Origin of the sequence: Sphingobacterium sp. PCS056 (assembly GCF_023273895.1) — a bacterium.
Classification (GTDB): Bacteria; Bacteroidota; Bacteroidia; order Sphingobacteriales; family Sphingobacteriaceae; genus Sphingobacterium.
In genome coordinates this window covers 4,857,098-4,880,018 of sequence record NZ_CP096883.1, presented here as the reverse complement: position 1 = coordinate 4,880,018, position 22,921 = coordinate 4,857,098, and the positions used below count along the sequence as shown (strand labels likewise).

The 22,921-nt window shown below is 39.3% G+C and carries 20 protein-coding genes; 10 read left to right on the top strand and 10 right to left on the bottom strand.

What is annotated here, in order from left to right:
• The first annotated feature begins 139 nt into the window (after positions 1-139).
• From MUB18_RS20385 to MUB18_RS20375, 3 genes are read left to right on the top strand one after another with little or no spacing between them, the layout of a single operon-like run.
• Positions 140-487, top strand: a complete 348-nt coding sequence (locus MUB18_RS20385; RefSeq protein WP_248754439.1) for a DUF6249 domain-containing protein — start codon at positions 140-142, stop codon at positions 485-487.
• A complete protein-coding gene (locus MUB18_RS20380) occupies positions 487-1,032 on the top strand; it encodes an RNA polymerase sigma factor (protein ID WP_045755859.1) in 546 nt (181 codons plus the stop codon). Before MUB18_RS20385 ends, MUB18_RS20380 begins: the two co-directional genes overlap by 1 nt.
• Before the next feature lies 1 nt (position 1,033).
• The gene (locus MUB18_RS20375) at positions 1,034-1,384 is read left to right on the top strand and encodes a hypothetical protein (RefSeq protein ID WP_248754438.1); all 351 of its coding nucleotides are present in this window, start codon (positions 1,034-1,036) and stop codon (positions 1,382-1,384) included.
• Positions 1,385-1,421: 37 nt separating this feature from the next.
• Here the strand turns inward: MUB18_RS20375 and MUB18_RS20370 are convergent, their stop codons facing one another.
• From MUB18_RS20370 to MUB18_RS20355, 4 genes are all read right to left on the bottom strand, one after another.
• Positions 1,422-2,021, bottom strand: coding sequence for a hypothetical protein (locus MUB18_RS20370; RefSeq protein ID WP_248754437.1), 600 nt, complete (start codon positions 2,019-2,021; stop codon positions 1,422-1,424).
• Positions 2,022-2,107: 86 nt separating this feature from the next.
• Entirely contained in the window at positions 2,108-2,584 is a 477-nt protein-coding gene (locus MUB18_RS20365; RefSeq protein ID WP_248754436.1) for a GNAT family N-acetyltransferase, read from the bottom strand.
• Positions 2,585-4,666: a TonB-dependent receptor gene (locus MUB18_RS20360; protein WP_248754435.1), complete on the bottom strand. Its 2,082-nt coding sequence runs from the start codon at positions 4,664-4,666 to the stop codon at positions 2,585-2,587.
• A 60-nt stretch (positions 4,667-4,726) separates the two neighbouring features.
• Positions 4,727-6,055 carry a BamA/TamA family outer membrane protein gene (locus tag MUB18_RS20355; protein WP_248754434.1) on the bottom strand — a complete coding sequence of 443 codons (1,329 nt, stop codon included), beginning with the start codon at positions 6,053-6,055 and terminating at the stop codon, positions 4,727-4,729.
• A 181-nt stretch (positions 6,056-6,236) separates the two neighbouring features.
• Between MUB18_RS20355 and MUB18_RS20350 the strand changes: the two genes are divergently transcribed.
• Positions 6,237-8,108 (top strand): M1 family metallopeptidase, encoded by a 1,872-nt coding sequence (locus MUB18_RS20350; RefSeq protein WP_248754433.1) that lies wholly within the window; start codon positions 6,237-6,239, stop codon positions 8,106-8,108.
• A gap of 164 nt (positions 8,109-8,272) precedes the next feature.
• Here MUB18_RS20350 and MUB18_RS20345 read toward each other — a convergent pair whose 3' ends face one another.
• Positions 8,273-8,746: a hypothetical protein gene (locus MUB18_RS20345; RefSeq protein ID WP_045752478.1), complete on the bottom strand. Its 474-nt coding sequence runs from the start codon at positions 8,744-8,746 to the stop codon at positions 8,273-8,275.
• A complete protein-coding gene (locus tag MUB18_RS20340; protein ID WP_045752477.1) occupies positions 8,743-9,315 on the bottom strand; it encodes a hypothetical protein in 573 nt (190 codons plus the stop codon). Before MUB18_RS20340 ends, MUB18_RS20345 begins: the two co-directional genes overlap by 4 nt.
• A 170-nt stretch (positions 9,316-9,485) precedes the next feature.
• Between MUB18_RS20340 and MUB18_RS20335 the strand changes: the two genes are divergently transcribed.
• Positions 9,486-11,177, top strand: a complete 1,692-nt coding sequence (locus MUB18_RS20335) for a sodium/sugar symporter (RefSeq protein WP_045752476.1) — start codon at positions 9,486-9,488, stop codon at positions 11,175-11,177.
• A 142-nt stretch (positions 11,178-11,319) separates the two neighbouring features.
• On the opposite strand, the gene MUB18_RS20330 is transcribed toward MUB18_RS20335, so the two are convergent.
• The gene (locus tag MUB18_RS20330) at positions 11,320-11,583 is read right to left on the bottom strand and encodes a helix-turn-helix domain-containing protein (protein ID WP_248754432.1); all 264 of its coding nucleotides are present in this window, start codon (positions 11,581-11,583) and stop codon (positions 11,320-11,322) included.
• Between the two features lie 645 nt (positions 11,584-12,228).
• Here MUB18_RS20330 and MUB18_RS20325 point away from each other — a divergent pair.
• Positions 12,229-12,804 (top strand): hypothetical protein, encoded by a 576-nt coding sequence (locus MUB18_RS20325; protein WP_248754431.1) that lies wholly within the window; start codon positions 12,229-12,231, stop codon positions 12,802-12,804.
• A 178-nt stretch (positions 12,805-12,982) separates the two neighbouring features.
• Here MUB18_RS20325 and MUB18_RS20320 read toward each other — a convergent pair whose 3' ends face one another.
• Complete coding sequence (locus MUB18_RS20320) at positions 12,983-13,561, bottom strand: hypothetical protein (protein WP_248754430.1); 579 nt, start codon at positions 13,559-13,561, stop codon at positions 12,983-12,985.
• Positions 13,562-14,238: 677 nt separating this feature from the next.
• On the opposite strand from MUB18_RS20320, the gene prpB reads away from it, so the two are divergent.
• The 3 genes from prpB to MUB18_RS20305 all read left to right on the top strand — a co-directional run bounded on the left by prpB (position 14,239) and on the right by MUB18_RS20305 (position 17,790).
• On the top strand, positions 14,239-15,135 hold the full coding sequence (gene prpB / locus MUB18_RS20315; protein ID WP_248754429.1) for a methylisocitrate lyase: 897 nt from the start codon (positions 14,239-14,241) through the stop codon (positions 15,133-15,135).
• Positions 15,116-16,270 carry a 2-methylcitrate synthase gene (gene prpC, locus MUB18_RS20310; protein WP_248754428.1) on the top strand — a complete coding sequence of 385 codons (1,155 nt, stop codon included), beginning with the start codon at positions 15,116-15,118 and terminating at the stop codon, positions 16,268-16,270. The genes prpB and prpC overlap by 20 nt, the downstream gene beginning before the upstream one ends.
• Before the next feature lie 68 nt (positions 16,271-16,338).
• The gene (locus MUB18_RS20305; protein WP_248754427.1) at positions 16,339-17,790 is read left to right on the top strand and encodes a bifunctional 2-methylcitrate dehydratase/aconitate hydratase; all 1,452 of its coding nucleotides are present in this window, start codon (positions 16,339-16,341) and stop codon (positions 17,788-17,790) included.
• A gap of 87 nt (positions 17,791-17,877) precedes the next feature.
• Here the strand turns inward: MUB18_RS20305 and MUB18_RS20300 are convergent, their stop codons facing one another.
• Together MUB18_RS20300 and MUB18_RS20295 are read right to left on the bottom strand one after the other, a co-directional pair.
• Positions 17,878-20,001: a 3-hydroxyacyl-CoA dehydrogenase NAD-binding domain-containing protein gene (locus tag MUB18_RS20300; RefSeq protein ID WP_248754426.1), complete on the bottom strand. Its 2,124-nt coding sequence runs from the start codon at positions 19,999-20,001 to the stop codon at positions 17,878-17,880.
• 47 nt (positions 20,002-20,048) lie between these two features.
• Complete coding sequence (locus MUB18_RS20295) at positions 20,049-21,236, bottom strand: acyl-CoA dehydrogenase family protein (protein ID WP_248754425.1); 1,188 nt, start codon at positions 21,234-21,236, stop codon at positions 20,049-20,051.
• 374 nt (positions 21,237-21,610) lie between these two features.
• Here MUB18_RS20295 and MUB18_RS20290 point away from each other — a divergent pair, with 374 nt between their 5' ends.
• Positions 21,611-22,792, top strand: coding sequence for a thiolase family protein (locus MUB18_RS20290; protein ID WP_248754424.1), 1,182 nt, complete (start codon positions 21,611-21,613; stop codon positions 22,790-22,792).
• The last annotated feature ends 129 nt before the right edge of the window (positions 22,793-22,921 follow it).

Here is a 22,921-nt window from a genome sequence, read left to right as displayed (position 1 = left end):
TGTTGATATCACTTCTGCAGGGTAGAATGATAATCTTAAAGCAACTAGAAAAGAGTAGAGAAGAATATTTTTTTCAATTTTTAGCACTGAGCTGTAACATTTGATAATCTGCATGCATCTAATCAGAAAAATATAAATTATGAATGAAGAAACAGTGATTGCTATTATGGTTGTATCCTTATTTAGCACAATTTTTTTTACGCTTTATTACTATTTTCAAGCTCGCAACAAAGAGCGTATGGCATTGATAGAAGCGGGGCTTGATTTATCTCAGTTTTATAAAAAGAAGGTGCAGATCTCACAATGGCTACGTTTAGGTATTTTAGCTGTAGGAATCGGAGTAGGACTGTTGATTGTTGGTCTAATGACGCAGTATCAGGTGCAGCCCGTTACTGCAGTTTTAAAAGTTTCGATTATTGTACTTTGTGGTGGTATTGCGATGGTTGTTGCAAGCTATGTAGATAAACCCAAGCAAGACAGGGATTGATGGATCAACAGTATATTGATAAAGTGTTAGCGGGAGATCGGCATTCCTTTCGGTATTTTTTACAGAAGTATCAGGATATGGTCTTTTCTGTTGCAATGAGTATTGTGAAGAACGAATCGCTTGCCGAAGAAGTCGCTCAGGATGCTTTTGTCAAATGTTACCATAAATTGGATACGTTTCACCAGCAGTCTAAATTTAGCAGCTGGTTGTACCGAATCGTCGTCAATACAGCCTTTATGCGATTGCGCAAGATTAAAATTGAAGTATTAGATTTTCAGCCTGATTATAATCAGGAGGTGATCGATGAGCATGAACTTACGTTACTGGAAGAAGAGGAGCGAAGTCAACTTATTAATGAAGCACTTTGCTTACTACCTGCCAATGAAAGTTTAGCATTACGCCTATTTTATCTGGAAGAAGAAAGCATTAAAGAGGTTTCCCTCATAACCGGATGGACTGATGCCAATACACGTGTGATCTTGCACCGAGGTCGTAAACGCATGTATGGCATATTGAAGAAATTAATGAATAAAGCAAATGTGTAGCATGGAGAATAAAGATGAACTAATGAAATCGTTGATGCAGAGCAGCAAAATTAAAATGCCTTTTTCAGATTTTGAAAGTCGGGTTATGCTGACTATCGAGCAGGATGAGAAAAAGTCTATTGCCGTTTTGCAAGATAGAAAAAAAGGAATGTACTTTTTTTTGGCCGGTATGCTATTGGGCTTAGTATTGAATTATTTACTAAGCAGATCTTGGAGAGATTTTAACATTAATTTGCCACAACAGGAAAATGCACTATTGGTTTCCCAAATCATTTATGCCTTATTGATTCTGTTTTTTATTGACAGACTTGTCAAATTATATCAATTGAACCGTTTAATAAAAAATTTATAAAGAAAAAAGGAGCAAACCAATATGCTCCTTTTCTATATTATCCCCGTTCACGTTCGAGTAAGATCATCATCATAAAACAAAGAATTAATCTAGTTTCATCTTTGGGATCGACTTTTGCGAGCTTGTCCAATGTGAATTTACGACCGAAAAAAGAAGGTTTTTTCTGGAGTTGTAAGACCTTGTTTCCCTCTTTATCATACATGGTATAAGAAGGGTTGAAAAGATATCCCGTGAGGATATTGAGGATCGGGATCTCTCCTAAAAAGCTATCACCAACTTTTACCCATCCATTATCTTCTTGGATCTTGTAATCTTCTGCACCATCTCGGTCAAATGCATTATAATTTGCTTTCCAAATGGACCGCATGCCTTTACGCCCTACCTTTCCAATGATTTCAGTCGTTTTATGATCCGTAAACGTATAGTTGGCATTGAAATCTAGCCAACGGTCTGCCTTTATACTGTATTGTTGTTCTGATCGACTTTCATCGGAAAAAATCATGATTTCCTCTTTTAATTTGAATAGTTTTTGACGAACGTAAAATAGCGTACGATCCTCACTATCCTTGATCGTAAAATCATTATGAAAAGTAGAAATCTTAAATAGAAAGCTTAATGGATAATTGAAATTGCTCATGGTTTTAGATACGCTTTTATATAAAGCTAGTATTTTTAAAGATATATATAAATGACTATATTATGATATGTTGTTTTTTAATTTGTTTACGTTTTTAAACGATATGAAAAAACAAGCATGTGCTTCATTTGTATGCCATGCTCGATAATAGGAACAGCATAATGGTCCAAAAAGAAATTCTTGCGGATATGATCCATTTCAAATCCATTGCGCATGTAGAAACGATGCTGTAGATATCCGATATCTGCAGTACCCACCCATATCTGTTGACATTGTTGATCTCGTGCGTAAGATTTTAAAAAAGAGAGCATATCACTTCCAAAACCCTGGGACTGCTCATGGGCTGCGATTGCCATATTTTTAAGTTCAACAGTATCTTGATCCAGTTGTAAGATCGCCATCACCCCAACTAGATCATTAGACTTTTCATTGATTAAGGTAAAGATGGTACAATCAAAAATATACTTGTTAATAGCTTCTTTGGTTTCGTCCGCGAGCAACAATAGCTCATAAGGAATAGGAGTACCATCAGCAAGTTTTTGAATAGCGTAGTTCTCTTTCATTTAATAACTCAATTTTAGTCCTGCAAAAAAGTTTCGAGTAGGAGCTGCGTTATAATATCGACCCCCAAAAGCATTGATATCATTACCTAAACTATATTTTTCATTTAATAGATTGTCAACACCAAGATAAAGGTTAGCCTGTAGGTTTGTTAAAAATTTAAAACCCCACTGCATTTTTGCTTGAATCAGATGAAAAGATTCAGCATAAGCCGTATTAGCATCATTTAATGGCATTTTTGAGGTATAATTATGTTGCAGATTAAGACCGATCTGATGAGCAAGATCCAACTGCAGCGTATGTACAACAATCCAGTCGGGCACAGCCGTAAGCTTGTTGTTGTCGTAACGGTCTTTTCCTACTTGATAGGTGGCAAATCGATAATTATTATAGGTAACATTCGAATTGATGTACAGTGATTGTACGATATCATGTGCTGTAGACCGTGTCATGAGATAAGCTGTGATCGAACTTTCCACTCCTTTTTGTTTGATCTTACCCGCATTCTGATAATATTCGACAGCATTCTCATTCAATTGACGAATGATGGCATTATTCATTTTGTACTGATAATACGAAATATCAGCGATCAGGCGGCGATTCATTCCTTCCCATCTTATTCCAATTTCTTGGTTATAACCAGACTCCGGTTTTAATGTTGTATTGATGAGATTGTCTGAAGACCGGATTTCAGCAATGGTTGGTGCTGAAAATCCAGAGGATATCGAACCGCGTATAGCTAGATTTGGCGTCAGCAAATAAGATGTCGCCATCTTGGGCATCCAAGTTGTACCCAAAGAAAGGTGTTCCTTTTGTGCTGAAGCCGTCGGGTGCAATTGTCTATAAGCGATCTGATTTTGATTTAATCCAATAGCACCTTCTACTGTCCATCTGTTGGCGATAATCATTTTAGCTCTCGCATAATAGAAGTTTTGCCAGTTCTCCAATTTATCCTCAGCCTGAAGATCGGTCGGAATACCACCTTTGTTATTATAGTTAGCGATATCGTACCAACCCTTTTGACCTTCCGTACCGACTTGCAATTGCCAGTTCCATTGATCTTGCGATTCGTAAGAAAAATAACTTCGGTAACCTAGATTGCGCTCGTCCCTAAATTCGTAATTGGTGATAAATGGATTTTCAACCTTGGATGAAGAACCAAAAATTGTAGTTGTATTGCTCAGTCTATCACTGAATTTAATTTTATGAGATACTCCTCCGTACCAGGTTTTATTATCGATTGCTGCTTTTTGTTGTTTTGCAGATGGGACACTTGCCGTGGCAGGTCTTGCAGCACGAGGATTTTCTTGATATTGTTCCAGCGTGAGTCCTCCCGGTGTCTGATAGTTTAAATCACTGTAAAACGCCAATACTTTTAAACTTGCCTGTGCACTATAATCCCAGTAATGCGCTGTCTGAAATGTTTTTTTATTTAATGCTGTATGCTCTCTATAACCATCAGATCGTGTAAAGCTTTGATCTACTGCAAAGCGATATTTTTTATTGATATGTTGGAGCGTAGAAAATTGCTGTTGTGCAAATCCAAAAGATCCACCCGCCATATTAAGTGATGTTTTAGATGCGCCCTCTTTTTGAAATCCATTGGGTTTTATGATCATCACCCCTCCCGAATTTGGTCCAAAAATAGAACCATCAGGTCCTTTGAGCACTTCGATCTGTGCTATGGAAGCAGGATCAATCAGATTCAGGTAGGTATTTCCTCCAGCATCAGTTATAGGAAACTCATCGCTGTATATTTTTACATTCCGGATACCAAAAGGCGAACGGATCAGACTTCCGCGGAGTGCCAGACGATAGCTACCGGGCGATCGTTCCTCCATACGTAGACCCGGTACCGTATTTAAGCCAGGCAACAAGGTCGCACTATTTTGACCAAGGATTGCTTTTTGCCCAACGATCGATACCGAGCTTGGCGTGGTCAGTAGGGCTTGTTCTGTCAAATACCCAGAAACCTTCGCCGTTTCTAATTGATAAGAAGCGATGGTGTCTTTTTTTGCATCTTGGGCGTAGAGGCACGTCGGAATAAATAATAAATAGGATAAAGCAGATTTAATCACAGGCATAGGGTATCGGGTCTCAAAATATTTGCTCTAAAATAGTGAAAAACTTTTATTAAGACTTTTTTAAAAAGTTTCATTGAGTCCCAAGAACACACCTCTTTGATGATATCCTCCTATAGCATAATCAATACATAGATTCGTGCGGGTCGCTTTATTAAATAAAATGCGTAATCCCGCACCACCTGCAGCCCGCCATGATTTAAACAGTTTGCTGTCCATATCATTGTTGGTAGACTGAATATTGAAAAATGTGGCACCACTGATAAATTTGTTTCGAAGGATCGGGAAACGATATTCAGCTTCATTATAGAAGTAAGACAGTCCTTTGAAAAAACCGAGGGTATAGCCCCTCCCTGATCTCAACGAATTATCTTTTGCAGTTCCCGGCAGGTCCAAGTAGGGGAGTCGTCCCGATATACGGTACGATCCATAGTTCCAAAAAGCAAGGACATGCTCTGGGTTTTCCTCCGAGAGGCTAAAATATTTTCTAAAATCGGTCGTAAGCTGTATCGCGTTTTTACTACTCCCCATCCATTCTTGGTTCATCCGTATTCCGATATCCGAATATATCCCTTTGTAAGCACGATTTGGGTTATCACGGGTCATGTATTGCACATTGAATAGGAGACCATTTGAATTGTATTTTTCTGGATTAAATCCATAACGCTGGCTATAGACATAATTAGGGTTGTCGTTATTTTCAGTCGATGCTGTGATATTTTTGCGGATATCAAATGCAAATCCGGCACCTAGAAAAAGATTATCAGAAACGCGTTTATATAACTTTTCATTGATGCTAAAGGAAGTGTACTTGTATACAAACAAGTTCTTGTCCGGATTGGTCAGGATATCATCGTCACTTTGCCCCGAAAATGTTTTTGTCATCCCTAAGCCTGCATCTGGATTGACCATTTTAACAATCGCCCATCCTCCTTGGATATTCCATTTATTCTCTTTTGTGTAGATATTGTGACTGACATAAAAGACCATGATCCCTTTTGTGGTAATAGACGCTGTCGATGCTGCAGTTGACATCATGGTGTTTGCTTTATCCCCCAATACAATGCCTGCGACGCCTTTGATACCAATTTGTGCTCCAATAGTGGGATTTAGTGCGATCCCTGGCATAAGGGTAATTCCTGAACGTTTTTTATATGGATTTCGCTCTTTTTTGGGATGAAAAATATTACGAAATAAATCCGAAATATCGTATTGATAGGTGGAGTTAGAGTCAATCTTATGCTGTACATAGTTGGATTGGGATTCAACACGTGACGAATCCGATACAAGTGTAACTTGAGCTTGGGTAGGACTAATAAAAGTGATGAAAAAAAGCGCTAAACAGGCTGTTACGATGTCAAATATGTCTAATTTAAGGAGCTGTTTTTTCATTTATCAAGTTTATTTTTCCTGTTTTTTATAAATTTTATCGGATATTATGTGCAGAGATTGTGTACAAATATAGTTAAAAGAAACACTTCTGATATTTCTTGCCCCTCATTTTTCATACAGGCAGGCGACCTGAGTTGTACGGCGTTATCTAACTCCCTATCTTTAACAAAAAAATCATGACATGAAAATAAAGATTCTCTTCAGTTTAGTATACATTTTCACTTGTAGTCTTTTAGCACATGGGCAGGAGCTTTACTCGCCACGTCATATCAAGCTGGCATATCAAAAGGAAACAAGGAGTTTAACAGGAGCACCTGGTGCAAATTATTGGCAAAATAGAGGGCAATATACGATCCAAATAACCGTTGATCCAAAAACAAAAATAGTGTCGGGTCAACAACATATTGTTTATGAGAATAATAGTCCCGATGCCCTACATGATCTCGTGATCCACTTTGCTAATAATGTGCATAAACCCACTGCCGCGAGAGCATCTGACGTCAATACCGATTTCCTTACTTCGGGACTGAAGCTAAAGTCATTCAAATTAAATGGTCAGGTGTATGGTATAGACAGCAAGGATTGGACAACTGCTAATCGGGTTAAATTAAAACAGGCTATTGGTGCCAGATCGACTGTAACTGTGGACATGGAATGGGAGTATCCTTTATCATTATCCAGTGATCGGGAGGGACAGATAGATCCAGGAACATATTATTGCGCGTACGCATATCCGCGTATTGCCGTGTATGATGATTACAATGGTTGGGATATGTTGGAACATAATGGACGTCAAGAATTTTATCATGATTTCAACGATTATCAAGTTGAAATCCGCGTACCTAAAAATTTTGTAGTCTGGGCCACTGGAAGTTTTTTAAATCCTGAAGAAGTTTTGCAGCAAGACATCTTGCAGCGCTTTAAGAAATCATTGGGCACGGATCAAGTGATTCAAGTGGCGAGTTTAAAAGAAATGCAAGATCAGCAGGTTACAAAACAGCAAACTTGGAATAGCTGGAAGTTCAAGGCTGACCATATTTCTGATTTTTGCTTTGCTTTGAGCAATCACTATGTTTGGGATGCTTCCAGTGTGCAATTGAAGACCAAAAGAGTCAGCGTACAGGCAGCTTACCTCAACGGTACTAAAGATTTTGAGCAATACGTCGGTTGGGAACGATATTGTATCGATTGGTTTTCTAAAAATTGGCCAGGAGTAGAGTACCCATTTACAACGATGACTGCTGTGCAGGGATTTGCCGATATGGAATATCCCATGATGGTCAATGATAGCAGTGTGCCCGACAATTTTATGGATGCGAGGCAAACAGTAGATCATGAAATAGCACACACTTACTTCCCATTTTATATGGGGACTAACGAAACCCGATATGCATTTATGGATGAAGGTTGGGCGACAGCGTTGGAGTTATTGATCGGAATAGAAGAAAATGGGGAAGAGGCGGCAAAGCAGTTATTTAAAGAATTTCGTGTGCAGGGTTGGATTCAAGATCCTGCTACGGAACAAGATCAACCACTGATATCTTTATCCTCGCAGTTAAGTGGCAAAGGTTATGGTAATAATGCCTATATCAAATCAGCATTGTCCTATCTGGCATTGAAAGACTACCTCGGGGACGAACTCTTCAAAAAAGCTTTGCACCATTATATGGACAACTGGAATGGTAAACATCCGACTCCTTGGGATTATTTTTACTCTTTTAATACGGGATCCGGAAAAAATCTAAATTGGTTTTGGAACAATTGGTATTTCAGTAATCATTATATCGATCTGAAGTTGGCAAAGGTCGATCAAAAGAAAAAGGGAATGACGTTGACCATTGAAAATGCAGGCGGGTTTGCAATACCATTTGATGTTATTCTGAATTATGCAGATGGTCAAAAAGAAAAAGTTCATTTTACACCACAAGTATGGGAAAAGAATCAAAGTTCAATCGTATTAAAACTGAAAACAAAGGGTCAGGTAAAAGAAGTTGTTTTGGATAATGATATTTTTATGGATTACACAGGCGACGATAATCGGGTAAGGCTGTAAGTCTCCTTTTATCGCTTCTCATTCGTGATCTTATTAATAACGGTTTGGGTATATTATTTTTGTTGAAAATAAAGATAACAGTACTCAGACCGTTATTAATTTATGTAGGACGTTAAGCGTCTTCGTTAATTAAGTATGATAAAACGAAGATGCAGATCTCCAGATCAATCATTTAATTTCTTAGGATGGCGTCTTTTTCTTTTTTCCTTAAACATCATCCTGCGTAGCTGAAAGATACCCAGAGTCATTTTATGATTGGATCGTAGATAAGGTATGCTCATGATGACGAGTAGCGAGATACAGGCAGAAGTACCCAAGGCACCCCCAAAGCCATCAAAAAATTTGCTGGTATTGATATAGATCAAACTATAGACAAGACCAGATAAAGAAACACCGATGAAGGTCGACAATTGATTGCTCGAGACCATACCAACGAACGATGAACCAATGAAAATAAGCGGGATATGACTGACCAGTTCTTGGGGTATATACGAAGGAAAAAAATGAACAAATCCAGCAACTATGCTACTTAGTAACGAAGAGGATAGGACACCTCCGAGTTTGAGTTTGTTGTTAAAATAGTAGGTCAGTAAACTCCCAAATATTCCTGTAAAGATGAGGATGGCTGTATAGATCATGCTCTTGAAAAAAGAAATAATATCAGATAGGTAATGGCTACTCCAGCAAAAGCAAGTGTTCCCAGCTTGCCACCAACTCCATTTAGTAAACTTTTTGATATGATTAAAAGAACTGCTGTACAGATACTAGCAGCTAATATAAAATAAATATCATGTGCTACTCTCGTGTTGGACATACCGACAAATGAACCGCAATAAATAGCAGGGGGCAGGTGCGATAGGTAGTCTGACTTTTTATTGAGGTACGGGATTAGTGCACCGGCCAGTCCAACCAAACTTGCAGAAAAAACAGAACCTAAGCCAAATTGATGATTTAAAAAATAACAGCTCACAGCTCCAATAGGTACCCAGACCGCAATATAAACTTTTTCGTAAGCTAATTTATTGTGATGGACAGGTGACTTAAAAAATGAAAAGAGTAATAGAAAAGAAATCAGAACGATGAAGAACGATAGTGCAATAGTGGAATTGTTTTCTTTGAAAATCGCTAATAAAAACAATAGTTGTATGATGAAAAGCATCACCAGAGAGCTATAGCGAATCACTCTATTTGAGGATATTTTTGACATTATTGGGCAAAAATACAAAGAAAATTGATAAAGAAACAGTAAAATCACACAATTGTTAAATACTTAAAATCGATAGGCCCAGGATTTTACTTCAATAAATATGAAAATCTGAAATAAATATTTCTATATTTAGCCTCAATTTCATAACTAAATCTAATTAATCTTACATAATGAATACTATTTTAAGTACGAAGGATTATATTGTATTTTTTGTATACTTTATAATCGTTGCTTCTTATGGTTTGTGGATCTACTACAAAAAGAAGTCAGCTTCAGAGGGTGCAAAGGATTATTTCCTAGCAGAGGGATCATTGACCTGGTGGGCCATTGGTGCTTCATTAATTGCGTCAAACATTTCTGCAGAACAATTTATTGGGATGAGCGGTTCCGGCTTTAAGATGGGACTAGCTATTGCTGCGTATGAATGGATGGCTTCCATCACATTGATTGTTGTGGCTATATTCTTTATGCCTGTCTATCTTAAAAATAAGATATTCACCATGCCTCAATTCCTCAACCAGCGTTATAACGGAACTGTAGCGATGATCATGGCTGTGTTTTGGCTCATGCTATATATCGTGGTCAATTTAATGTCTATCCTTTATCTTGGAGCTGTTGCCATCAGCGGTATTTCTGGTTTAGACTTGACCCTCTGTATTATGTTATTAGCTGTTTTCGCCATTATTATTACTCTGGGAGGAATGAAAGTAATTGGCTATACAGATGTTATTCAGGTATTTTTCTTAGTATTAGGAGGTTTAGTTGCTACGTACTTGGCATTAAACATCATATCAGATGGCAACGGGGTATTAGCAGGTTTTACGACGCTACACAATGATGCTCCAGAGCATTTTCATATGATATTTAAAACAGATAATCCTAATTATATGGATCTGCCAGGTATCAGTGTATTGATCGGGGGGATGTGGATTGCAAATTTAAGTTATTGGGGCTGTAATCAGTATATCACACAGCGTGCATTAGGAGCTTCTTTACCTACGGCAAGAAATGGCCTCTTATTTGCCGCCTTTTTAAAATTACTGATGCCTGTGATCGTAGTGATACCCGGTATTGCTGTGTACTATATTGTCAATAAAAATCTTGGAGCTATCGATTCTTCCAGTTTATTGACCTCAACAGGTGCGCAAGATCCAAATAAAGCATATCCAGCATTGCTGACGCTACTTCCCGCAGGCTTGAAAGGTCTGTCTTTTGCTGCTTTAACCGCTGCTATAGTCGCATCATTAGCAGGAAAAGCAAATAGTATTGCGACCATCTTTACCTTAGATATCTATCAAAAAGCAATCAATAAAGATGCTTCTGAAAAGAACTTGGTCAATGTGGGTAAACTAGCAGTCATCGTTTCCATGGTCTTAGGTACAGGTTTAGCACTTATCTTGGGCGAGTCACTGATGGGAGAAGGGAAACAAGGATTCCAATATATCCAAGAATATACAGGATTTGTTTCTCCAGGTATTTTTGCCATGTTTATTCTAGGTTTTTTCTGGAAGAAAACGACTTCAAATGCAGCTATGTTTGCAACAATTGGTGGATTTATTTTATCCGTACTTTTCAAAAAATTACCCGATCTTATGGATCTTTCATTTTTATCAAGTACAGGTTTCTCGGTATTAAATCCAGCTACAGGTATTTATGAAATTCCATTCATTGACCGGATGAGTTTTGTATTTATCATCTGTGTCATCTTTATGGTGATCATTAGTTTAATTGACAACAAACGCGGAATTGTTCCTAAAGGACTGGAAATCGATACCAAAATGTTTAAAGCACACAACGGTTTCGTAATCGGATCATTGCTGGTCGTGATGATTGTGGTCGCTTTATATTCTATTTATTGGTAACAAATCTCGTATATAGATGCGGACAACAGGGTCGATATATATACCATAAAAAAACGGCATCCACTGGATGCCGTTTTTATTTCCCTAAGATTTTTTATTAGACGCTGGTTTAGCGCCTTTCTTCAGATCTAATCCAGATTGCCTACTCAGGCGGTGCTGTTTCCGAAATAAGTGATTCAATAGGTTCTTCCGGGAGAAATTCCTTAGGGCTACAATTAAACAATAGCGCTAGTCTATTCAATTGATCATAAGAATACATACTGTCCGAACTTTGCATTTCTATTTGACCAATATAACCCGCAGAGACCTGTATGAGTGCGGCAATCTTAGCTTGACTCATATTCAAATTTTTCCTTTTTTTGCGGACCAGGCTGACAATTTCAAATTCTATAAGTGATTTAGGCATAATAATTTAAAAAATATTTGCTTAGTATTAGCTAAGTAATTATAATTTGTTTTACTTAGTTTTTACTAAGTTTTCTACCAATTGCTGTTGATATTCACGATTCAAATGGATATAACAGCAATGAAAACAAAATAAGTTGAACAAGATTCAATAACCAATTATAAATTATGAAAATGCAAACTAGACACTGTTGGCAATGTCAATCTCAAATTCAGGTTCATTGCGTTTTCCAAGTAGTATTGACAAAGAACATCAAATGTTATCGAGAATAAATAGATAAATCTTTAAAAATTAATAGGTTATTGGTCTTCCTTTGCAGTATGTTTTCGCCTTCATGCTGTAAGAAAATGATTATGGATGGTGGCCTACCTTATAATTTTTACCGACCCGCTTTTCTATTGAATGATCCGATGAAAAGAAATCTGCTATTTTATTCTTGACACGATAAATATAGTATTTTTTCTTTGGTAAGTCAACGATAGCTTTATGTATTTAGACGTCTTGTTTTTACGTAATGAAGGTGGGTCGGTTTTTAATAATAAATCATGGATGGTGTCTATGGGAAGATTCGGGGAAATTTGGTATTGGACAAACTTCGTGATAAAATGTTTAATAGGTAGGATAACCAAATTATAACTAATTACAATGAAAACATTACTGCTAGAACGCTTTAAGACTCGTCAGACAAAAGAATTTCAATCCCATAATCGGGAACAGCCGCTCAAGAGTATTTTAAAGATAAAGCCTAGAGAACGCTATTATTCGCAGTTCATCCCATTATTAGAAGATTTGGATTCATACAGTTGTGTAGTCCGCGATGAGCATGCGGATGTGCTCCGAATCTCCTTAGTTAATATGGCAATCTATGAATTTTATCTGTTTGCTTTTGGCCTATCTGGTGCTTTTCCTGTCTCCCGTATTTTTGTATACAATTGCGACCGATGTCACTATGTCCATGATCAGGAATGTGGAGATCTTAGAGTCTGGAAAAAAAACCATCTTTATTGTTATGAACTCACATTGCCGGCAGCAACAGAGAGAGAAGAATATCAACAGAGAATCCTGAACGATCTGAATACTAGATTTCATCTGGAGGTGCGATTAGAAAAAGAACAGGTGGTTTCTGATATTTATTTTAATGAAATGATGGGCTGTCCAGCTGCGACCAGCTGGCACGAACAGACGGTTATGACCATTAAACCTATGGTCATGATGTCGTGATAGGCGCAGTCATGAGACCGATGTGAGGATTGCTTTTTTCTAAAAAAGTTTTGCAATTTCATCATGCATGATGGAGATGAGATCATATTTTTACCAATTATTATATGAAAGCGTAATCCGCTAGAAAGGCCTGTACGAGTTGTATAGGCCTTTTCTATTTCTTTCTGCAGTCTGTCACCTAGCGCTGTCCAGGTAAGTAGATTTGGAAACCAAGTCCTACGCCCAGACCTGAGGCTTTTTCGCCTAAGTTTACATTTGATTTTGTGTAATTATAGCCCACAGTCGCCTCAAGTGCTACTGTTCTTGTGATGAAGTGCGCATAACCGAGATTTGCACCCAAGGCCAATGATGCCCCTTTTCCGACTGAGCTACCCGCGATACCGATATCTCCCTGTCCGAAAAAGCGACCTGACGAAGATGATCCCTCTGGGAAGTAATAGCGTACAAATGGTGCAATACCATAATTCCACTCATTATCATGATCTTTTACAGCTATAAAACCTAAGTTAGCTTGAGCTCCAATAGCGATACCATCCGAGACAAAATAACCAGCTCTTGGTTGTACATTGACATTAAAGGCTTTTCCTTCAAAACTATAACCGAGATTTGCTAAGGAACCACCGACCATCCAGTTACCCTTTTTGATTGGAGCAGTGCCAACATCTGCTGAACTTTGTGGAATAGTTTCGATTCTTTGAGCATTTGCACCAAAAGCTATTCCCCCCATTATTGTAAGTAGTAGTGCTAATTTTTTCATGAGTCTTAAGTTTTTCTATATAATTAACGATTCTTGTTTATTATATAACAGTAAAAGAAAATAAAAGTTTTAATTTCTTTTAGTTTTAACTTACAAATTACCGCTACAGCAATTTCATCTTAATTTTTAACTGTAAAATTTTTAATAGCTAAAAAACTAATATACACGCATTAAAAATAGAAATTTGGTCTATTGACCGTTCATGTGTTACCGGATTTAAAATCTGGGATCAACTTATTGTTTTTGCAGTGCTGTTTGTGCATAAGCGCAACAAGGTGAGCGCTCAACGAATGGTTTTAAGATGGATAATGATCCATTGAAAAATGATTGGATGTTGAAGTAATGATCGGGTTCGCTTCTCTATGATCTTCAATTGAATTTGCTTTGATAAACCCCATTATAGCCTCACTACCATCTATTTTTTTTACGTATTTTAATCATTTAAAAACTTTGTAAATCAGCTTGTTGTGTATTTTTGATTACACTGTGTATTGCATACAATTTTAAGATATTTCCTCCTCGTTATTTGCATTTTCAAGTTTTATTTTTCTTATCTTTAGCAGAAACGGAGGTTATTGAGCACCTTATAATTGCTGAAAAATAGTCTCTAAAAATAATAAAATAGGTGTCATGCATCACAGCTCGGCTTTCGCGCTAATTTTATAATATCCAATTATATGATAAAAACCGCAGGTCTTCTTTTTAGAGAAGCGATCAAGAATGAAAAACCATTACAAGTAGTTGGCGCTATCCATGCTAATCATGCGCTATTGGCTCAACAGGCCGGCTTTCAAGCCATTTATTTATCAGGAGGGGGTGTAGCAGCTGGTTCATTAGGAATTCCCGACCTTGGGATCACAACACTGGAAGATGTCTTGGTCGATGTTCAACGGATTACCAATGTATGCCCGCTGCCATTATTGGTCGATATTGATACTGGATTTGGCCCATCGGCATTTAATATAGCGCGGACTATTCAATCCTTGATAAAAGCTGGTGCCGCGGCCGTACATATGGAAGACCAGGTTGGGGCAAAACGTTGTGGCCATCGACCGGGAAAAGAATTGGTGTCAAAAACAGAAATGGTCGATCGTATCAAGGCTGCAGTAGACGCCAGAACGGATCAAACCTTTGTCATTGGTGCCCGCACGGATGCCTTAGCCTCAGAAGGACTGGAGGCCGCACTGGAAAGGGCAGTGGCCTACAAAGAAGCAGGCGCAGATTTTATTTTTGCAGAGGCTGTCCATGAATTGCAGCAATATCGAAGCTTTAGCGATGCTACCCAGCTTCCTATTTTAGCCAACATCACCGAATTTGGTCAAACGCCGCTGTTCACCCGAGAAGAATTATCCCAAGCGGGTGTTTCCATTATTCTATACCCACTTTCTGCTTTTAGAGCTGCAAATAAGGCAGCGGAAAATGTATACCAACATATACGGCAAGATGGTACGCAAGCTGCTGTAATACCCCATATGCAGACGCGGGAAGAACTGTACCGTAGCATTAATTATTACGCATATGAAAATAGATTAGATCAATTGTTCAATAGTAAGCATGATGATAGAAACAAATGAAAAGGGTTTTAAACCCAAGAAAAGCGTGGCATTATCCGGTGTGGAAGCTGGCAATACAGCGTTAAGCACAGTTGGCAAAAGTGGTAACGATTTACACTACCGCGGTTATGATATTTTGGAACTTGCCGAACAAGCTAGTTTTGAAGAAGTAGCGTATTTGTTGATTTATGGGAGTTTACCGACCAAGGCTCAGCTCACCACTTATCAAGCGCAGTTAATTAGCCAGCGTGGGTTGCCGATTGCGATACAAAAAGTATTAAAACAATTGCCAACTACAGCGCATGCCATGGATGTGCTTCGTACCTATGTTTCCGTATTTGGGAGCATTCAACCCGAAAAAGAGAGTCATCCCATTGCTGGAGCACGTGATATTGCCAATCGTTTGATGGCCTCCATGGCTTCTGCTTTGCTATATTGGTATCACTTTAGCCAGCATGGACGTGAGATCGATGTGGAGACCACGGATGGAACATTAGGTGCACATTTTTTACATCTTTTACATGGAACTCCCCCGCCAGCATCATGGGTCAGGGCGATGCAGGTATCTCTTAATCTCTATGCCGAACATGAGTTTAATGCTTCAACCTTTACCGCACGTGTGATAGCAGGTACTGGTTCTGATCTTTATTCGAGTATTGCTGGAGCTATCGGAGCACTGCGTGGTCCAAAACATGGCGGAGCCAATGAAGTTGCTTTTGAAATACAGAGCCGGTATGCCGATGCTGACGAAGCAGAAGCTGATATTCGAAAACGGTTAGCCAATAAAGAAGTAATCATTGGTTTCGGACATCCTGTATATACGATCTCTGATCCACGCAATCAAGTGATCAAGCAGATTGCTAAAGAGCTTTCCGAAGAAGCTGGTGATATGACACTTTATGCTATTGCCGAACGTTTGGAATCAGTGATGTGGGAGGAAAAGAAAATGTTTCCAAATCTGGATTGGTATTCGGCGGTTTCCTACCATTTGATGGGCATTCCGACTGAAATGTTTACCCCTTTATTCGTCTTGTCACGGATTACGGGCTGGTCTGCACATGTATTTGAACAGCGACAAGATGGTAAGATCATTCGACCGAGTGCGCACTACATAGGTCCCGAAAATCGATCTTTTGTTCCTCTTTCCGAGCGGTAAAATAGGCGACAGCATCTGAGGATTAGCATGGTAATTTATATATACACTTAATAGTTTTTTTAAATAAAATGGCATCACAAATTTCGAATGACAGACCGCAAGCTGATCAGGTATTAGCTGATATTGCGGATTATGTCCTGCATTATAAAGTCGAAAGTAAAGTGGCATGGAACACCGCATTTTACTGTTTTTTAGATACACTGGGATGTGGCTTTGAAGCGTTGACCTATCCCGCTTGTACCAAATTATTAGGACCTGTTGTACCGGGCACCATAGTCCCTCATGGGGCTAAAGTACCAGGCACTTCCTATCAATTGGATCCGATTCAAGCGGCCTTTAATATCGGTGCCATTATTCGCTGGTTAGACTTTAATGATACCTGGTTAGCTGCCGAGTGGGGACACCCTTCGGATAACTTGGGCGGGATCTTGGCTACGGCAGATTGGTTGAGCAGAACACGGATCGCTAATGGGGAAAAACCATTAAAAACAAAGGCGGTACTGGAAGCGATGATCATGGCACATGAGATCCAAGGTGTGCTGGCTTTGGAAAATTCTTTTAATAAAGTCGGTTTAGACCATGTTATATTAGTGAAAGTGGCATCTACCGCTGTTGTTGGTAAATTGTTGGGCTTGAGTCGCGAGGAGTTGATCAATGCCATTTCTTTGGCCTTTGTCGATGGGCAGGCATTGCGTACCTATCGTCATGCTCCTAATACAGGGAGCCGAAAATCATGGGCTGCCGGTGATGCGACATCTCGTGCAGTGAAGTTGGCATTAATGGCTCAAACGGGAGAGATGGGATACCCTTCGGTACTTTCAGCACCTGTATGGGGATTTTACGATGTGTCCTTCAAAGGACAAGCTTTCAAATTTCAGCGGCCTTATGGCTCTTATGTCATGGAAAATATCCTATTTAAGATTTCTTTTCCAGCCGAATTTCACTCACAGACAGCAGTTGAAGCAGCGATGCAATTGCACGATCAGTTAAATGCTATCGGAAAAACAGCAGCAGATATTGCCCATATTCAAATTCGTACCCATGAGGCCGCCATACGTATTATTGATAAGAAGGGACCGCTGCACAATCCTGCAGATCGGGATCATTGCATACAATATATGGTCGCAGTACCTTTGTTATTTGGTCGACTGACTGCTGAAGATTATGAAAATCAGGTAGCAGCAGATCAACGTATCGATATATTGCGCGATAAAATGAGCTGTGTAGAAGATATTCAATTTACTGAAGATTACCATAATCCTGAAAAGAGAGCCATTGCCAATGGACTTACGGTCACGCTCAACGATGGTACCGTGCTCGCAGAGGTTCTGGTTGAATATCCAATAGGCCATCCCCGTCGTCGCGATGAAGGAATTCCTAAACTAATTGAAAAATATAAAATTAATTTAGCCCGTATCTTTGCAGATAAGCAACAAAAACAGATCTTAAAGGCAACATTGGACTACGATACCTTTATTGATATGGATATCAATCATGTCGTTGATTTGATGATGAAATAAGGTTAGAAAGTTACTAGCTCACTCCCTTACTATTATCAAAAAAAAAGCCTGCTTATCAAATGAACAAGCAGGCTTTTTTTGAATACATCAGTTTTTGTTTTCAATAGGCCAATTTGACTGTAGTCCTGAGTAAAATTTATAATTTTCTTTTGCTAGCTCCTCCAGAGATTCTGGAATGATCCATTGCTCACCTAAATGTGCAAAAGTTTGACAGTCCTTCACAAATTGCTGAAGGCCTACCTGATCCATATGACCAAATACACCACCCGTCTGTACAGGATATCCTATACCCAGGGTCGCACCAACATCGGCATCTATGGGACGATCCAATACACCCTCTATTAAGCATCGGTAACTATCGAGTGACATCACGTGCAACAACCTATTTTGTATGGTTTCCAGTTTTGGTAAGATGTCCAATTTGGGTAGGGTAGCATCCTGCCAGATTGTTTTTTTTCCAGATCCCATATCGTAATCGTAAAAACCCTTACCCGATTTTCGACCATTTCGTCCAGCCTCTACCAGTGTCTCCAAATAATGGTAACACCGTTTTTGGCTAGCGTGCAGTTGTGGCAACTGATCATACACATGTAGCATCAACGCTAAGGAAATTTCATCAAGTACTGCAAGCGGCCCTACCGCAAATCCTGCATGTTTTGCTTGTTCATCAATCAATGCCGCTGGAATACCCTCTAGCAACATTGTGACGGCTTCCAATAAATAATTAAAAAAAATACGGGAAGTAAAAAATGCGGGACCATCATGGACAATAATCGGAATCTTATCCAGTTTGCGCACGACTTTTAACGCTTTAGCCAAGGTCTCTTCACTCGTTTTTTTTCCTTTAATGACCTCCACTAAAGCCATACGATCTACCGGTGAAAAGAAATGCAGACCAATAAAGTTTTCTGGATTAGGACTGACCAATGCCAATTTACTGATGGGTAGAGAGGTCGTGTTGGATGCAAAAAATCCTTCCTTGCTCAGGAAAGGAAGTGTTTCAATGCTCACTGCAGCTTTGAGTTTTTTATCTTCAAATACAGCTTCGACAATGAGATCCACTTCACCAAAATTGTCGACCTGATCTGTAGGATGGATACGGGAAAGGAGTACCTGTCTTTTTTCCTCATCCATCCTTCCCAATTCCACCCATTTCGACGATACTTTCTCAGCATATGCTTTTCCTTGTTCCGCCTGATGTATAGTCACGTCTTTCAAGATGACATCAATACCTGCCCGAGCGGCTTCAAAAGCAATTCCAGATCCCATCATCCCGGCACCCAGCACCGCTATTTTTTTTACGGTGTAGGCACTGTTGTCTACAGGTCCGGAGGAACTGATCGCTTCTTGAACAGCAACATGTTGTGTGCGGATGATACTCCATGTTATTGGATCTTGGAGGACCTTGATATAGTTTTCAATTTCAAGTTCTAGCGCCTCCCTTTTTGAAATTGCTATACTCTTATCGATTACTTGTAGACAACATGCGATGTTTGGGCTGAGAGCATACCGTTTTCTAATAGGGTCAGCTAGTTGATGCCAAAGTTCTTCGTCCCAGATACTTTTTGTACTTGACTTCGCACGGTTTACAGGATCGAGGATCCATGCTCGCGCAAGCTGTAGTGCAGCGTCTTTATCGGGTGCGATTTCGTCAATAAGTCCTATCGATTTTGCTTGTTCAGCTGTTATGTTATTCCCTTGTGTCAATAAAGACAATGCAGCATCTAACGGAAGTAGTTGCGTAGCCAGTACGGTAGCTCCCAATCCCGGAAATAGACCCAGTTTAATTTCTGGAAACCCCAATTTTACCTGTCCTAAAGCAATGCGATAATGTGCATAGAGCATCGCCGAAAGTTGAAAGCTTTGACTATCATCCAAGATGATCCCCACGATAGGTTTACCCTGTTCTTGTAGCTGGTTCCAGCTCATAACCAGCTTGGTCAAGCGCTTTTTGACGAGAGATCCTTCTTTTGCTTGGTTCAGCAATGCTTCGTAGTCGATGGCTTGTTGACCAAGGGGGTTGTTGAAGACTATTCCTATCACCTCTGTATCTTCGATATTTTTTGTCATAACAGCAACAAATTCTTCCAAAAGATCAAGGCATTCCCCTTGATTGGTATCGGCCGTATGAATCGGTCTGATGAATACCATTCCTTTTTCATCTTTTTCGCTCTGGAAATGCATGAAGCTGATATTTTTCACAATGTCCATAATAATCATTTATGTAAAAAAATCGATCTAAACGATCGATCTCGAAATTAATTTGAAGCAATAGGCGTGCTAGCTTGTTGTTGATAGTTGACCTTATCAATGGTCATTTTAGCAATGATTTCCAGCATGATCTCAGAAGTACCACCGATAATCGTACCCACGCGAACATCACGGTACAAGCGAGCTATTTTATAATCTTCTGTAAAAGCATATCCACCAAAAAATTGAAAACACTGGTTCACGACACGAACCGCGAGTTCACTAGCTTGTAGTTTAGCTATTGAACATTCTTTAACCGCATACATTCCCGATTGCTGTAAGTCACAGCATGAATAGATAAAAGCTTTTGTGACCGCTATATCGGCGACCATTTGTGCGACACGATGTCTGACCACTTGAAAATCCTGAATTTTTTGTTTGAAAGCCTCTCGTTTATTGATGTACTCCATCGTATACGCTAAAGCCGAGTCAGCAGTGGAGATACTATGAATCGCAGCCGTAAGACGTTCCAGTTGCAATCCATCCATTAAATAACTAAAACCAGCACCTTCTTCCCCAATCAAGTGCGATACCGGCACTTTGACTTGATCAAAACCCAATTCAGCAGTATCCGAAGCGTGCCATCCCATTTTGTTGATTTTGGTAGCACTCACACCAGCCGCATGGCGATCGATCAAAATTAAACTGATACCCTTACTTCCCTTGCTCGGATCAGTCTTTACCGCGGTGATAAAAAAATCACCATAAAAACCGTTCGTAATAAAAGTCTTAGAACCATTGATCATGTAATGATCTCCCTCACGGATCGCAGTTGTTTTTATTTTTTGCACATCGGATCCCGCCCCTGGTTCAGTGATGGCTACAGCGCTGATCAGATCTCCAGCAATAACCCCTTTTAAATATTTTTCTTTTAATTCTTCAGACGCGTACTTCAATAAGTAAGGAGCAGACATATACTGGATCACCAATGCCGTAATGGTAAATCCTCCAGAAAAACAATGAGAAAGCTCCTCGCACAGAATCATCGAATAATAGAAATCCAAATCAAGTCCGCCATAAGCTTCTGGATAATTGAGTCCTGTGAAGCCCATATCGCCCATTTTTTTCCAAATAGAACGATCGATTTTTCCTTCCTCTTCCCATTGATCGATATGGGGGAGGATTTCTTTGCGGATGAATGCTTTTAAACTTTCGCGGAATACGTGATGCTCAACGGTTAATTGTGTTGCTTGCATATGCTATTAAGTTATATTGGTTATACTTTAATTTGGACTTAGTGTTCCAAATAAGTTTGAAGCTAAATTAAATTAAAAAGATGATCTTTTCATTTATTTGAAGGTTAAAATTTTGTGAAACTCTTTTTAAAACAGGTAGTTCCCTGTTTTTAGCTTGTTTTTAGCCTTTTTTTAGCAATTTTTCAGGTAAAATTAAAATATCTCCTTAAGCTGTTGATTTACTGTTTACTATTTTTGTACCTTTAAACATAACTTTATGATAGAGCTACTCCTAAAAGTTTATGTTTAAGTGTACACCGATCTGTATTCACGCGATGCAGATTTCAGGCTTACACAGGACAAGGTAGTAGCATAGATAACCAAAATAATAAACGATGACTAAAAAAGTATTTATTGTCGCTGCACAGCGTACAGCAATCGGAAGCTTTGGGGGAGGACTATCCACCTTGAGCTCAACAGAGCTGGGCGCTTATGCTGTGACTGCTGTTTTGCAACAGGCCACTGTTGATGGAACAGAAGTCGATGAAGTGTTAATGGGCTGTGTTTTGCAGGCTGATCTGGGACAGGCCCCAGCACGGCAGGTGGCGAAATATGCCAGTCTACCAGATCATATTCCCGCAACTACCATTAATAAGGTTTGTGCAAGTGGCATGAAGGCGGTGGCATTGGGTGCGCAAGCTATTTTATTAGGCGATGCCGAAACGGTATTGGCAGGAGGTATGGAAAGCATGAGCCGGGTTCCTTATTATGTACCTGCTGCACGTTGGGGAGCGAAGTATGGAAATCAAACTTTGGTCGATGGTGTACAGCGAGATGGACTCAGTGATGCTTATTCTCAAGATGCCATGGGTGTTTTTGGCGAATTGTGTGCCGCTAAATATGGCGTTAATCGAGAAGAACAAGATGCATATGCCGTCTCTTCTTATACCCGAAGCCGTGATGCATGGCAGCAAGGAAAGTTTGATAAAGAAGTGACCCCCGTTACTATATCCACGCGCAAAGGTGAGCAGATTGTAAAACAGGATGAAGAATTCACACAAGTTAATTTTGATAAAATATATACCTTAAAACCAGCTTTTCAGAAAGAAGGAACCATCACGGCTGCCAATGCCTCCACATTAAGTGATGGTGCCGCAGCATTATTGTTGATGTCAGGCGAAAAAATGGAAGAACTCGGTTTAAAGCCTTTAGCTGAAATTATAGCCTATGCGGATGCAGAGCAAGAACCCGAATGGTTTACCACAACACCAAGTCTGGCAGTGAAAAAAGTACTACAGAAAGCCAATCTGACTTTGGACGATATCGATTTCTTTGAATTTAATGAAGCATTCTCCGTTGTGGCATTGGCAAATGCGCGGATACTGGATATTTCCTTGGAAAAAATAAACGTTTACGGTGGAGCAGTTTCATTAGGACATCCCTTAGGCTGTTCAGGTGCACGAATTCTAGTAACCTTAACAAGTGTGCTGCAACAAGAAGGTGGACAATATGGATTAGCAGCGATATGTAATGGTGGCGGAGGAGCATCTGCCATGATTCTTAAAACATGTGAGTAGTCTTGCGGAAGTGGGTTTTTAATGACCGATTATCCATGTATAATGGATAATCGGTCTTTTTGTTTGATATGGTTTATGGATCAAAAATGAACTTTAATGGCGTGCAATTCATGGGTGATGAAAAAATAA

Bases quoted from the DNA above. Each gene is read 5' to 3' on its own strand.
- MUB18_RS20295 (WP_248754425.1), bottom strand. From the start codon at position 21,236: ATGCAAGCAACACAATTAACCGTTGAGCATCACGTATTCCGCGAAAGT.
- prpB (WP_248754429.1), top strand. From the start codon at position 14,239: ATGATAAAAACCGCAGGTCTTCTTTTTAGAGAAGCGATCAAGAATGAA.
- MUB18_RS20350 (WP_248754433.1), top strand. From the start codon at position 6,237: ATGAAAATAAAGATTCTCTTCAGTTTAGTATACATTTTCACTTGTAGT.
- MUB18_RS20375 (WP_248754438.1), top strand. From the start codon at position 1,034: ATGGAGAATAAAGATGAACTAATGAAATCGTTGATGCAGAGCAGCAAA.
- MUB18_RS20330 (WP_248754432.1), bottom strand. From the start codon at position 11,583: ATGCCTAAATCACTTATAGAATTTGAAATTGTCAGCCTGGTCCGCAAA.
- MUB18_RS20335 (WP_045752476.1), top strand. From the start codon at position 9,486: ATGAATACTATTTTAAGTACGAAGGATTATATTGTATTTTTTGTATAC.
- MUB18_RS20340 (WP_045752477.1), bottom strand. From the start codon at position 9,315: ATGTCAAAAATATCCTCAAATAGAGTGATTCGCTATAGCTCTCTGGTG.
- MUB18_RS20290 (WP_248754424.1), top strand. From the start codon at position 21,611: ATGACTAAAAAAGTATTTATTGTCGCTGCACAGCGTACAGCAATCGGA.
- MUB18_RS20355 (WP_248754434.1), bottom strand. From the start codon at position 6,055: ATGAAAAAACAGCTCCTTAAATTAGACATATTTGACATCGTAACAGCC.
- MUB18_RS20380 (WP_045755859.1), top strand. From the start codon at position 487: ATGGATCAACAGTATATTGATAAAGTGTTAGCGGGAGATCGGCATTCC.
- MUB18_RS20320 (WP_248754430.1), bottom strand. From the start codon at position 13,561: ATGAAAAAATTAGCACTACTACTTACAATAATGGGGGGAATAGCTTTT.
- MUB18_RS20305 (WP_248754427.1), top strand. From the start codon at position 16,339: ATGGCATCACAAATTTCGAATGACAGACCGCAAGCTGATCAGGTATTA.
- MUB18_RS20370 (WP_248754437.1), bottom strand. From the start codon at position 2,021: ATGAGCAATTTCAATTATCCATTAAGCTTTCTATTTAAGATTTCTACT.
- MUB18_RS20345 (WP_045752478.1), bottom strand. From the start codon at position 8,746: ATGATCTATACAGCCATCCTCATCTTTACAGGAATATTTGGGAGTTTA.
- prpC (WP_248754428.1), top strand. From the start codon at position 15,116: ATGATGATAGAAACAAATGAAAAGGGTTTTAAACCCAAGAAAAGCGTG.
- MUB18_RS20325 (WP_248754431.1), top strand. From the start codon at position 12,229: ATGAAAACATTACTGCTAGAACGCTTTAAGACTCGTCAGACAAAAGAA.
- MUB18_RS20300 (WP_248754426.1), bottom strand. From the start codon at position 20,001: ATGGACATTGTGAAAAATATCAGCTTCATGCATTTCCAGAGCGAAAAA.
- MUB18_RS20365 (WP_248754436.1), bottom strand. From the start codon at position 2,584: ATGAAAGAGAACTACGCTATTCAAAAACTTGCTGATGGTACTCCTATT.
- MUB18_RS20360 (WP_248754435.1), bottom strand. From the start codon at position 4,666: ATGCCTGTGATTAAATCTGCTTTATCCTATTTATTATTTATTCCGACG.
- MUB18_RS20385 (WP_248754439.1), top strand. From the start codon at position 140: ATGAATGAAGAAACAGTGATTGCTATTATGGTTGTATCCTTATTTAGC.